13 protein-coding genes, 2 pseudogenes and 1 riboswitch are annotated in these 10,638 nt (G+C 71.7%); of the genes and pseudogenes, 2 read left to right on the forward strand and 13 right to left on the reverse strand.

Going from position 1 to position 10,638, the window contains the following annotated elements; genetic code table 11:
• Window positions 1-74: 74 nt before the first annotated feature.
• The 4 genes from ABT403_RS26250 to ABT403_RS26265 form a co-directional block, all read right to left on the reverse strand.
• The gene (locus ABT403_RS26250; protein ID WP_344161704.1) at window positions 75-665 is read right to left on the reverse strand and encodes a hypothetical protein; all 591 of its coding nucleotides are present in this window, start codon (window positions 663-665) and stop codon (window positions 75-77) included.
• Complete coding sequence (locus ABT403_RS26255) at window positions 662-1,930, reverse strand: DUF7224 domain-containing protein (protein ID WP_344161701.1); 1,269 nt, start codon at window positions 1,928-1,930, stop codon at window positions 662-664. The genes ABT403_RS26250 and ABT403_RS26255 overlap by 4 nt, the downstream gene beginning before the upstream one ends.
• Window positions 1,931-1,933: 3 nt before the next feature.
• Entirely contained in the window at window positions 1,934-2,680 is a 747-nt protein-coding gene (locus ABT403_RS26260) for an ATP-binding cassette domain-containing protein (protein ID WP_344161698.1), read from the reverse strand.
• A 498-nt stretch (window positions 2,681-3,178) separates the two neighbouring features.
• Window positions 3,179-3,748 (reverse strand): SMI1/KNR4 family protein, encoded by a 570-nt coding sequence (locus tag ABT403_RS26265; RefSeq protein ID WP_351649979.1) that lies wholly within the window; start codon window positions 3,746-3,748, stop codon window positions 3,179-3,181.
• Between the two features lie 251 nt (window positions 3,749-3,999).
• Here ABT403_RS26265 and ABT403_RS26270 point away from each other — a divergent pair, with 251 nt between their 5' ends.
• On the forward strand, window positions 4,000-4,470 hold the full coding sequence (locus tag ABT403_RS26270; protein ID WP_344161695.1) for a carboxymuconolactone decarboxylase family protein: 471 nt from the start codon (window positions 4,000-4,002) through the stop codon (window positions 4,468-4,470).
• Between the two features lie 160 nt (window positions 4,471-4,630).
• On the opposite strand, the gene ABT403_RS26275 is transcribed toward ABT403_RS26270, so the two are convergent.
• The 4 genes and pseudogenes from ABT403_RS26275 to ABT403_RS39080 form a co-directional block, all read right to left on the reverse strand.
• Window positions 4,631-4,816, reverse strand: coding sequence for a CsbD family protein (locus ABT403_RS26275; RefSeq protein WP_344162333.1), 186 nt, complete (start codon window positions 4,814-4,816; stop codon window positions 4,631-4,633).
• Between the two features lie 47 nt (window positions 4,817-4,863).
• A complete protein-coding gene (locus tag ABT403_RS26280; protein WP_344162379.1) occupies window positions 4,864-5,040 on the reverse strand; it encodes a hypothetical protein in 177 nt (58 codons plus the stop codon).
• Window positions 5,041-5,386: 346 nt separating this feature from the next.
• Window positions 5,387-5,464: pseudogene (locus ABT403_RS26285) on the reverse strand (carboxylesterase family protein); the annotation flags it as partial.
• 157 nt (window positions 5,465-5,621) lie between these two features.
• The gene (locus ABT403_RS39080; RefSeq protein ID WP_425580222.1) at window positions 5,622-5,993 is read right to left on the reverse strand and encodes a carboxylesterase family protein; all 372 of its coding nucleotides are present in this window, start codon (window positions 5,991-5,993) and stop codon (window positions 5,622-5,624) included.
• On the opposite strand from ABT403_RS39080, the gene ABT403_RS26295 reads away from it, so the two are divergent.
• Entirely contained in the window at window positions 5,934-6,209 is a 276-nt protein-coding gene (locus ABT403_RS26295) for a hypothetical protein (RefSeq protein WP_344162376.1), read from the forward strand. The genes ABT403_RS39080 and ABT403_RS26295 overlap by 60 nt on opposite strands.
• Before the next feature lie 514 nt (window positions 6,210-6,723).
• Here ABT403_RS26295 and ABT403_RS26305 read toward each other — a convergent pair.
• The 5 genes and pseudogenes from ABT403_RS26305 to ABT403_RS26325 form a co-directional block, all read right to left on the reverse strand.
• Window positions 6,724-7,740 (reverse strand): NADPH:quinone oxidoreductase family protein, encoded by a 1,017-nt coding sequence (locus ABT403_RS26305; protein WP_344161692.1) that lies wholly within the window; start codon window positions 7,738-7,740, stop codon window positions 6,724-6,726.
• Window positions 7,741-7,786: 46 nt separating this feature from the next.
• Window positions 7,787-8,152, reverse strand: a complete 366-nt coding sequence (locus ABT403_RS26310; protein WP_344161689.1) for a MerR family transcriptional regulator — start codon at window positions 8,150-8,152, stop codon at window positions 7,787-7,789.
• Window positions 8,153-8,308: 156 nt separating this feature from the next.
• Window positions 8,309-8,437, reverse strand: a pseudogene (locus ABT403_RS26315) (DNA-binding response regulator); the annotation flags it as partial.
• A gap of 363 nt (window positions 8,438-8,800) precedes the next feature.
• Entirely contained in the window at window positions 8,801-8,923 is a 123-nt protein-coding gene (locus ABT403_RS26320) for a hypothetical protein (protein WP_344161687.1), read from the reverse strand.
• A gap of 299 nt (window positions 8,924-9,222) precedes the next feature.
• Window positions 9,223-9,441: riboswitch (cobalamin riboswitch) on the reverse strand.
• A gap of 430 nt (window positions 9,442-9,871) precedes the next feature.
• A complete protein-coding gene (locus ABT403_RS26325; protein ID WP_344161684.1) occupies window positions 9,872-10,459 on the reverse strand; it encodes a GNAT family N-acetyltransferase in 588 nt (195 codons plus the stop codon).
• Window positions 10,460-10,638: the final 179 nt, after the last annotated feature.

Raw genomic sequence — 10,638 nt, forward strand, 5'->3', positions numbered from 1 at the left:
CGCATGCGTCCATCCGGGCCACCTGTCGTGCACAGTCACAGGAGCGGCGGCAGTCGGGAAGTGGTTGCTCTGGTTCATCTGCGGTGCAGTGGGCGGAAGGTGAGGGCGAAGAGGGCGGCCGCCGTCAGCAGGGCCAGGGAGGCGGCGAAGGCGGGGACGGATTCGCCGGGTGGCAGGAGGAGTGCCCACGGCTCCGTTCCGGCACCGCGGGCGCGTCGGCCGGCGGCCGCGCAGAGCAGGGGGAAGGCCGCTGTGGCGAGGGCCGCGGGGCGGTGGCCGAGGAGCGGTTCCAGGATCAGGGCGAGGGCGAGGAGCACCAGGGTGTTGCGGCCGACCGCGAGGGCGGTGCCGCCGGCGCCCAGGGTGTGGCCGAGGAGCGTGACGGCCAGGACGGCGGCTGCGAGGGCCGTCGCGAGCGCGGTGTCCCAGCGCCGGACGGGCCGGACGGCCGTGGCCTCCGTACGGGGTCCCGCGCGCCCCGTGCCGGACAGCCACAGGGCGGCCGGCACCACCGGGAGCAGTCCCGCGAGGAGGAACCGCCCCGTGGCGCCGGTGAACGAGGGCAGCGGGATCACGGTGCCGCCGAAGGCCAGGCCGGCCAGGGTCGTCAGGAGGGTCCAGCCGCCGAGTGCCAGGACGCCCCGGGACTTGAGCCACCAGGTCATCCCCTGCCCCCGGGGAGGGTGAGCAGCGCGGGCCGGTCGCAGGTGGTGAGGGCCTGGCGGTTGTACTCGAACCAGGCCAGCTGCTGTTCACGGGGCGCGCGCAGGACCTGCTGGACGAGAACCGTGTCGTCCGGCGAGAGTCGTCCGGGCCGGGGCGGGGACTGCAGGGCGACCGCGGTCAGCCAGGCCGCCAGCGGGGCGGATGCCCGGTACTGGCCGGTGGTCCGTGCGCATGCGGGCACGCCGTTGGGCGGCAGGAGCGCGGACGTGAGGCTGCCCGCGACGTCCTCGGCGCCCCGCAGGTGACCCGTGAGGCCGAGACGGGCCTCCCCGGGTCCGAGAGTGCGGGTGCGGGCGCCGGTGAGGGAGGCGGGCATCGGCACCCCGGCCTGTTCGAGCCGGGCGGCGAAGGTGCGGGTCTGCGCCACCACCTGCCCGTCGGCCGCGACCTCGGGCCACAGGCAGACCCGGGGCCGTCCGGCCGTGTCGCAGACGAGCTCCGCGTCGGCGCGGGCGGTGACGGAGCCGTAGCCGAGGCCGCGGGCCGACGGCAGCGCGGCCGTGGCTCCGGCGGCGGCCAGCAGGAGGGCGACGGCGCCGTTGCGGGGCGTCGGCCGGTGGACGAGCAGCAGCGCCGCGGCGCACAGCCCGCCCGCGAAGATCAGCGGCGCCCAGAGGGCCCGGGGATCGATCACGGAGGCGGTCGAGCAGCACATGGAGAACTCGCCGGCGACCAGCTGCCTCGGCCAGGCGCTGTCCATCGACACCGGGAAGGCAGCCAGGCAGAACCCCGCCGTCAGCGCGACGGGCCCGGCGGCTATACCGGGCAGGATCCGTCCGGCGAGGTACCCGGTCAGGGTGGCGGCGGCCGCGAGGAGCCCCTCGGCGCCCAGCATCCCGAGGTGCGAGGGGGCGGGGGCGGTCCCGGTGGCGACCGCGGCGAACGCCAGGGCCGACAGGAGTCCCGACACACCCATCAGCCACACCGGCACCAGTACCGGGATCACGATGCCCAGCCGGCCACGGACCGGAGCCTGGTCGAAGACCCCGCCGCGCCGCAGCCGCGCGCCCTCCCAGGCCGCGCTTCCCGCACAGGCCGCGATGACGAAGGGCAGGGCGTAGGCGGCCTGGCCGAAGACGGCGGGCCCGTACCCCTTGAGGACGTCCGGCCTGAGGTTCGCGTGGATCACGAGGAATCCGAGGCAGAGCAGGACCGGCAGCAGCACGGGAGCGGAGGAGGAGCGCAGGAGCGTCCACGGCTTCACGGCTCAGACCTCCTGTCCGACGAGCAGCCCGTAGGCGGCCTCCGCCCGCTCCCGTCCGCCGGCGGCGCCGGGCGGGGCGAGGGTGAGGAAGTCGGCCGGGGTGCCCTGGAACCGTACGGTGCCGCGGTCGAGCACCACGACCTGCTGGTACAGCTCGGAGAGGTCCTCGGTCTGGTGCGTGGACACCAGCACCTGGACCGGCCCCGACAGTTCCGACACCAGGTCGCGGAAGACCTGCCGCTGCTGCGGGTCCAGTCCGGCGGTGGGCTCGTCCATCAGGATCAGCTCGCTGTCGTGGGTGAGGGCCCCGGCGATGCCCATGCGGCGCAGTTGGCCGCCGCTGACCTGGTGGCTCTTGCGGCCGGCGAGGGGTGTCAGGCCGACGCGTGCGAGGGCTTCGGCGGACGCCTCCCAGGCCGCGGGGCGGGGCATGCCCTTGAGCCAGCCCGCGTACGCGACCTGCTCGCGGACGGTGAGTCCGGGTACGGGCGTGATGTGCTGCGGGATCCAGGCGACCCGTCTGCGGTACCCGGCCAGCCCGCGGCGCCGGTCGGGGCGGCTGCGGCCGAAGGCCACGGTGCCGGCGGCCGGGCGAAGCTGGGAGGCCGCCAGTCCCATCAGGGTCGACTTGCCGGCTCCGTTGGGGCCGAGCAGCACGGTGGCCGGTGCGTCGACCGTCAGGTCGAACGCGTCCAGCACCGGGGTCTGACGGCCGTACCGGAACCTCACACCATCGAAGACGAGAGCCATGGAGCGACGCACAATCCGCCGTCCCCTGGGGGGAACGGCTTGTTCTCGGAGGGGGGCGGGGCCGTGGGGGCGCCGGTACTGGGCCCACCCCTCCCCACTCGCCCCTGTTGAATCGGCACTGTGGGCGTGACGGAGGGAACGAGGCCCCCGCCGAAGGCTCGAACGCTAATGCCGGAAGGGACCATTCCAAACAAACCGCCCACAATCTGGCCTGATCGCGTCGCTCCGGTGCGCCCTGGCCGGAACCATCGGTCCTGGCAGGGCCAGGCCGCGCACCGAGGACGCCGGCCACAACCGGGGCATGACCGTGAACCCGCCGCCGCCCGCCGCGACTTCCTGCGCACCCGCCGCTCCCGCCTGACGCCCGAGGACGTCGCGCTGCGCGACTACGGGGGCCGGCACGGGGTGGCCAACCCCTCGGTGGGGCTCCTCGGCGCACTGGCCCGGGCGCTGCCGCTGACCGAGGGCGGGACGGCACCTGCACCAGCCCCCACCGGATCACGACCAGACGAGTCGGCCTTCGGCGAACCGACAGACCGGGGAGCTTCCATCGGCGATCCTCGTCAGCGTCTCCGCCACGAAGTCGAAATACCGGGCCAGCGACTCGTACTCGCCCGTAACCGTGGGTTCACCCACGAACCATCTGCCGACGCACCCGTCCCGCACATCGACGAACTTGCCCATCCAGCCGTCCTGGTCCGACAGGAACGGGATCCACTCGTTACGCCAGAACGGGGAGTCCGGCTGGTCCGGAGGGTCGAATCCGCAGGACGTGGAGCGGCTCGCGTAGAGCCTCTCCATCGCCCGGATGCCCAGAAAGAAGCTTCCCTCGTCGGGGAACCCGTCGAAGCCGCAGCATGCCACTTCGTCGTCGACGTCTTCCTCCGGCAGATCCAGATTGTTCTGCAACAGCCACGTCCGCAGGTCCCCATGCAGGGAGATCCCCATCCGTTCCTCGGCTGCCGTGAGCATCCGCTCCGTAGCGGGCCCTGGCAGATCCGCGTGATCGGCCGGCGCGTGCACCCGAAGAAGACTCATCACACGCGACCAACTCTCCGTCACACTCATCGCCCTCTGCCCTCCGTCCTCTCTACCGGGATTGTCTCCGTCCGGCTGCGCCACTGCGGAGTTCACAGACAACCCACTGTGCCCGGCGGGCCCAGCCGAGGAGCTTCCAGGACTCAAGTGAGGGCCACGGCGTCATCCTGGGGTGGCGAAGCTGAAAACGCACTGTGACGCGCCTCACCTTCGGCGCCGTCACAACCGGCAGGGATCCGGTGTCTTAAGGGCATCAGCGGACACGGACAAAGGAACCAACGATGAACGCTCGTCTGAACGTCTTCACCAGCCCGGTCGCCGCCAAGGCGTGGAAGCACATCATCGCGGCGGGCAAGGCCCTCGCTGACTCGACCCTGCCTGCCGCGACGCGCGAACTCGTGATGCTCCGCGCCAGCCAGATCAACGGCTGTGCCGGATGTATCGACATGCACACCAAGGACGCCACCGCCGCCGGGGAGACCGCCGTACGCCTCCACCTGGTCGCGGCCTGGCGGGAGGCCACCGTCTTCACCGAAGCCGAACGCGCCGCTCTGGAACTGACCGAAGAAGCCACCCGGATCGCCGACGCCGCCGGCGGCGTCCCGGACGAGGTCTGGGCGAACGCCGCCAAGCACTACGACGAAGACCAGCTCGCCGCCCTGGTGACCCAGATAGCCGTCATCAACGCCTTCAACCGCCTGAACGTCACCGTCCAGCAGCCCGCCGGCCACTACCAGCCCGGCCAGCACTGACGACACCCCCGAGGGGGGATCCCCTGCAAGCAGCGGCGCTGCGCCCCGAGGCGCGAAGGCGCCCGCTCGCGGGTGAGGTGTGTGGGGGCCGTGGAGCGGCCCCCGACCCTGGGCAGTGGGTCGGGGGCCGCCGCACCGTGGACAGGACGCGCGTCCGCGCTCAGTGGCGGAAGGTGTCCTTCAAGGTGTCCTTGGTCTTTTCCTTGGCCTCGCGGGCATCGCCCTTGGCCTGTTCGGCGCGGCCTTCGGCGATCAGCCGCTCGTTGCCGGTCATGCGGCCGATTGCTTCCTTCGTCTTGCCCCTGGCCTGCTCGGTTGCGGCCTTGGTCTTCTCGGTGCCCGACATGGGGACCTCCTCGTGTGGTACCGGATCGGTCGTGACCGCTCTCCTGCTCACATCCGCGACGGGCAAACGTGGGTCGCCTGTTGTGCCGTGCCGGTGGGGTGCCGGAGCCGGCAGGCCGGGGCCTGAAGCCGGTAGGGGTCCTGGGCCCGGAGGGTCTGGGCGGCCATGGTCAGCAGAGCGGTGATGGCCTTGGGCCGGTCCAGGACGCGGGGGAGCTGCTCCACCCCCTGACTGGCCCGCAGCTTCTAGGCCGCGGCGGTCGAGGCCCGGCTGCGCACCTTGGGCCGTACGGTCCCGCTGCCTCTGGATCCTCCAGGTGGGCCGTGCGGTAGCCAGTGTCCCCGGACGGAGGTGCGAACAGCTCCACCGCGCGGCGCGCCTCCTCGTCAGTGAAGATGCCGTGTCGTCCGCTGAGGGCACTGAACAGCCGGAACTCGTCCTCGGCCAGGGCCGCGGTGGTGGGCGCGGTGCCTCGGCCAGCGCCGGGCTACAGAGGTTGCCCGGGACTCTGTGGGCGATGGCCCGGCGGAATGGGCCGCGTGCCGTGTCCATGGTCAGCAGCGCGGCGACCGACCCGGCGCCGGCGGACTGTCCGGCAACGGCCACCCGGTCGGGGTCGCCGCCGAACCGGGCGATGTTTTGCCGCACCCACTGCAGAGCGGCGATCCGGTCGAGGAACGCGCGATAGGCCGGGGCACCGCCACCAGGGCGAACCCCTCCGCGCCCAGGTGGTAGTTCACTCTCACGACGACCAACCCCGCCCGCGCCAGGGCGATCGGGCCGTACAGCGGGTCGCCGGAGGTCCTCAGATGTAGCCGCCGCCGTCGATCCAGACCAGCACCGGCAGTCCGGCCCGGCCCGGCCCGGATCGGGGGTGCGGACATCCGTGTGAGCCAATCGGTCCCCGCGCCCGCGGGTGCGGGCCGGAGGGCAGCGGACCGGACTGCGGTACCCCGGGCCCGAACTCGAGCGCCTGGCCCACGCCCGCCCAACGCACGGGCGCGGCAGGCACGGCGCAGCGCAACGGACCGACAGGCGGCTGGGCGTACGGGTGGACCAGCCGCCTGATGCCCTCGGTGTCACCCTCGGCCTTCTTCGCCGCGGCCCAGAACGCTTCGTGGGCGGCGGTGAAAGGACCCTCTTCGCGGGCCTGGTCCAGGGCTTCGGAGCCGGCCATGGCGCCGGGCTCGGCCAGCAGGACTCAAGACGCGACACCACCGAAGCGGTCGTCGGTGCCATCGCCGGCGGCCTCTCCCGCCCACAGCTCCTGATCCTCGGCCACCACGACGAGCACGGCCGGCTCCGCGCCGTCGGCCGCACGGTCGCGCTGCACCCGGGTCAGGCCCGCCAGGTGGGTGAGCACCTCGCCCTGGCCGGCTCCGGGCATCCGTGAACGGGGGTGCGGTTCGCGGCCGCGTGGAGGCCCGCGGCGTCCTGGACGCGGTTCTGGTGCGCCCCGAGGTGGTGGCGGAGACCGGCGCCGACCCCGCCGTTGACCACGGCGGTGTCTGCCGGCGGTCCGTGAGACCCTCGAACAGCCGGTCCAGCGCGCCGCTCTCGCCGAAGCGGGCGCACACCGAAGGCCCGGCCGCCGGCGTCCGTGATCCGCGCCACCGTCTCGGCGGCGGCCGCCTCGTTGCCGCCGTAGCGGACCGCGACCAGCGCTCCGTCGGCGGCGAGGCGCAGCCGCGACCGCGCGGCCCCATCCCGCGTGAGCCGCCGACCACCAGGGCGGTTCTCCGGCAGGCGCGGACCCACAGGACGATGACGTCCTTGCGGTCGGAGCGTCGGGGGCCGCAGTCTCCCGGCTCACTGCCCGGGCGCGGGCCCGTGGGCGATCGGGCGGTGCTGACAACGCCGCACGAGCCGAAGTCGTCCCTCGGGGGTGCGGTGAAGCACAGGCGTTCCTAGCGCCAGGGATCGAGGGCCAGCTTGCCCCGGGTCTGGCCCGCTTCGAGTTGCTGGAGCACTGCCGGTCCTTCGGCCAGGGAATACACGTGGGGGGTGCCGGGCGGGTAGACGCCGTGGGCGATGAGAGCCTCGATCTCGACGAGCAACGACTGGTAGAGGGATGGGGCCGCGACCGCCAGCGCCCCGACGTGCAGGCCCTTGATCTGAACCTGGTGGGTGAAGACCAGGTCGCGCGTGCTCACAGTGGCGTCACCGGAAGCGGCTCCGAACACGACGATGCGTCCGGTGAAGGGTTTGGTGACCGACAGGCTGGCCTCGAACGTGGCCTGGCCCACCGATTCCAGGACCAGATCGACCCCGCCGGTCAGACGGGTGATCTCCTCGGCCAGATCGGGGCGGCGGCTGTCCAGCACCTCGTCGGCGCCGAGGGCTTTGACGGTGTCGTGCTTCTCCGGCGAGGCCGTCGCGATCACCCGCGCACCGTAGTGGCGGGCGAGGCGAACGGCAGCCTGCCCGACGCCGCCGGCCGCCGCATGAACGAGCACCGCCTCACCCGCCTTGATCTCGCCCAGCGGCTTCAGTGCCGCCAACGCGGTGGCCCAGTTCAGCACCAGACCGAGAGCCTGGGCATCGTTCCAGCCGGACGGTACGGGAAGTACCCCCGCGGCCGGCATCGTCATGTACTGCGCGAAGGCGCCCGGGCCGGCTCCGACGACATGGGTGCCGAGTGGCAGCGGATTCTCGACGTCCGCGCCGACCCCCACGATCTCACCGGCCGCCTCGAAGCCCGCCACGTAAGGTGCCTGCGGGCCTCCTCCGTAGGTGCCATGGGTCTGCATGACATCGGCGAAGTTGACCCCGGCGGCGCCGACGCGGATCAGGTACTCGCCGGGCCCTGGGGCGGGGCGGAGGTGATTCGTCGCAAGAGTCAGGTCCTTCGGCCCCCGGTGCGACCGCTGGACCAGTGCTCGAACGGTCTGCTGGGCGGTGTTCTGCTGCGCGTTGGTCTCCATGCACCGACCGTAGGAGCCTCACACTTACGTCAAGGTCAAGCGGTCGTCAGAGATCAGTACGGCGGGCCTCGCGCAGGTAGGCGTCGAGCGCCGCCCGCTGATCGCTGAGAACGGCGATGCGGGCTGCGAGCCGATCGCGATAGCCCTGCACCTCGTGCAGGAACTCCGCGCACACCACCTCGGTGCCGGCATCGGATCCGTCCGTGAGGCTGGGCAGGATTTCCCTGATCAACCGAACGGGCAGCCCGGACTCCAGCAGCGACCGGACGACGAGGACCCGATCGATCGTGGACTGGCAGTAGTCACGGAACCCATTGCTGAAACGACCAGGGACGATCAAGCCCTCGTCCTCGTAGTGCCGCAACGACCGCGCACTCACACCGCTGACCCTGCTGGCCTCGCTGATCCTCATACCTGCAGCCAACGTCCAGCCGCACCGCGATCTTCCCCCACTCGCTGCGACGAGTTGAAGACCTCCTCAGGGCGTCAACGAATTCAGGTCCCGCAACGTCTGGTTGTGATTCCGTGGTCGTCCGCACCGATGTCCGAAGTCCTGCGAACACGCTGGTCACCGTTTGGTGGTGTCAGCGGACTCGCCCGGGGAGACGAGCCCTGTCTCGTAGGCGAGGACGACGGCCTGGGCGCGGTCGCGCAGGGTCAGCTTGGCGAAGCTCCGGGCGACGCGGGTCTTCACCGTGGTTCGGCCCGGTCGGCGGCCCGCACGACCATCGCCGCGGTGCTGCACACCGAGTAGATCACCCGTCAGCACCAGCCTCTGGAACCGGCCCGAGGCAGGCAGCCAAGCCGTCGGCTGGCTTTACGGATACGCCTGTGTGCTGCTTACTGTCGCGGGCAACGGCACCTTCGGCTGGGCGGAGATGTATCGGCTGCATGCTTACGACGGCGGCCGGGCACCTGCGCCACCCGCAGATGCCCGGCCAGCCACTGCCCCGGTCCTGACGGGCCCGTATGCCCCAGGAATCCGGACGGGGAGTGACGATCCTGCCCGGACGCCTGTCGGTCCGCCCGTGCTCCGGGGAGGTGCCGCGGCGCGAGGGGGTCAGAGGTCTTCCCTGTCGGTGCCGGGTTGTTGTGCCTGGCGGGGGAAGAGGGCGTTCTCCAGGGCATCCAGCCCGTACAGCGTGAACACGACCAGCACCGACACGAACACAGCAGTCGCCACCGAGACGCCTCTCGAGGGCACGCGATGCACCACCCCTATAGCCCAGACTGCTCCGAACGCAGGAGCGGGGCTCGTCCCGGCACGACCGCAAGCCGCCGTCCGGGTGAGATCCCGACGTACGCCCGGGTGTGAAGCTGACTGGCACGGGTACCTGCGGTGGTGTCCGTGGTCACGGAACTCTCCTTCGCGAGTCGTGGATCGACCCGGCGGCGTGCCGCAGGCGCGAAGGAGCGACGGGCCGCTGGGTGCCCGCTGCCACCGGCCCGCCCCACGAGGCCCTCGGGTCTCCGCACGCGCTCGTCGCGCACGGGCAACGGGCAGGTCTTCGGACTCGTGGGCACGCTGGCCACTTGGGCCGGCACCTACTGGCCGTCGCTTCCCAGGACCTCACGGTCGCAGTGCGTATGACGGCGGTCGTTCCCGCTCACCGTTGCGGGGCAGTCCCGGATTCCCCCGGGTTCCCGCTTACGACGCATCCCGCCCGGAGGACGGCGCGAACCAGCTACACCCTCACCCTAGGTCACAGTCCCGGGCATTTCGGCGGCCGAGCCGGATGGCGTACGTCTCACGTCCCACCAGCCAGGCGCACGGCCGCCGGCACGATGGTGGTGCGGACCATGTGCCGAAAGCGGTGGGTTGCGAAGGGCGTGCCCACGCCCGCGGCACGCTGGAGGGTCGAGCCGTCCGGCTACGCGTGCCACCACACATGCCAGAGGGTTGTCGCCTGCCTCACTCCGGGCGGGAATCCGGTCCGCGACTGGTCCGGGAGGCGCGACCGAGCGACCCTGTGTCGCACTTAGCGTGACGCTCTGGCCTGGAGATGGTCCGGATCTCGGGAGCGCGATACGAGCAGCGCCGGCGTGGTCAGCGGCACGCCGTACGGGTACGTACCGCGGATGGGTGACGTACGTACCCCGGGCGGGCCCCGCAGGAGGGGTGCTTCGTTGGCTAGCTGCCGAATCGGCCGGCGGTGGCCGTGACGGGGATCGGGATTTCGAAGTGGACGGTCCCGTAGCCGCCGTGCTCGCCCGTTGTCCGGGCGTCGCAGACTTCTTCGGCGATGCTGCGCCAGAAGGCTTCCGCGCCGGGGATGTCGACGTTGGTGTGCAGGTAGATGGCGTCGTAGCCGGGGACGCCTGCGGCGAACTCGCAGGCCGTCCTGACCATGGCGCGGGCCAGTCCGTGCCTGCGGTGGTCCGGGCGCACGTACACCCGCAGGAGCTGCGCCGTGCGCCCCGTGGGATAGCGCTCGGTGAGCCAGCGGGGGTGCGGGGGGTGGGCGGGGCCGCGGGAGTTCAGTGCGGTGGTGCCGACGACCTCTTCACCGAGGACCGCCACGACGAGGGCGTGGCGCGGGTGCGTGAGGTAGGTGCCGACGATGTCGACGACGTCGTCGTGCCATTGGGGTACGTACCCGTAGTCGAACTCCCGGTAGAACGTGTCGAGCATGACGCTCCGCGCGCCGGCTACGTCGCTCGGCCCGGCGTGTCGTACGACGTACGGCCCGATCTCTTGCCCCTGCGGCAGGTCTCTCATGGCTCGGTGGCTCCCTTCCGGCACTCCGGTCTCGTGAGCGGCAGGCTATCGGAAATCCACTCTATTGGAAATGAAAACGATTTCCGATAGCTTCCTCCTTGGTTCGGTGCGGATGTCTCCCGTCAGGCAGTCCGCTTCGCAGGTATGCCCTGCGGTTGTGACGGCATTTTGAGAGGAAG

Source organism: Streptomyces sp. NPDC000075 (assembly GCF_040301925.1).
Taxonomy (GTDB): domain Bacteria; phylum Actinomycetota; class Actinomycetes; order Streptomycetales; family Streptomycetaceae; genus Streptomyces; species Streptomyces polychromogenes.

Coding starts and splice junctions, on each gene's coding strand:
- ABT403_RS26250 (WP_344161704.1), bottom strand. CDS start 665: ATGACCTGGTGGCTCAAGTCCCGGGGCGTCCTGGCACTCGGCGGCTGG.
- ABT403_RS26260 (WP_344161698.1), bottom strand. CDS start 2,680: ATGGCTCTCGTCTTCGATGGTGTGAGGTTCCGGTACGGCCGTCAGACC.
- ABT403_RS26265 (WP_351649979.1), bottom strand. CDS start 3,748: ATGAGTGTGACGGAGAGTTGGTCGCGTGTGATGAGTCTTCTTCGGGTG.
- ABT403_RS26270 (WP_344161695.1), top strand. CDS start 4,000: ATGAACGCTCGTCTGAACGTCTTCACCAGCCCGGTCGCCGCCAAGGCG.
- ABT403_RS26275 (WP_344162333.1), bottom strand. CDS start 4,816: ATGTCGGGCACCGAGAAGACCAAGGCCGCAACCGAGCAGGCCAGGGGC.
- ABT403_RS39080 (WP_425580222.1), bottom strand. CDS start 5,993: ATGGCCGGCTCCGAAGCCCTGGACCAGGCCCGCGAAGAGGGTCCTTTC.
- ABT403_RS26305 (WP_344161692.1), bottom strand. CDS start 7,740: ATGGAGACCAACGCGCAGCAGAACACCGCCCAGCAGACCGTTCGAGCA.
- ABT403_RS26310 (WP_344161689.1), bottom strand. CDS start 8,152: ATGAGGATCAGCGAGGCCAGCAGGGTCAGCGGTGTGAGTGCGCGGTCG.
- ABT403_RS26325 (WP_344161684.1), bottom strand. CDS start 10,459: ATGAGAGACCTGCCGCAGGGGCAAGAGATCGGGCCGTACGTCGTACGA.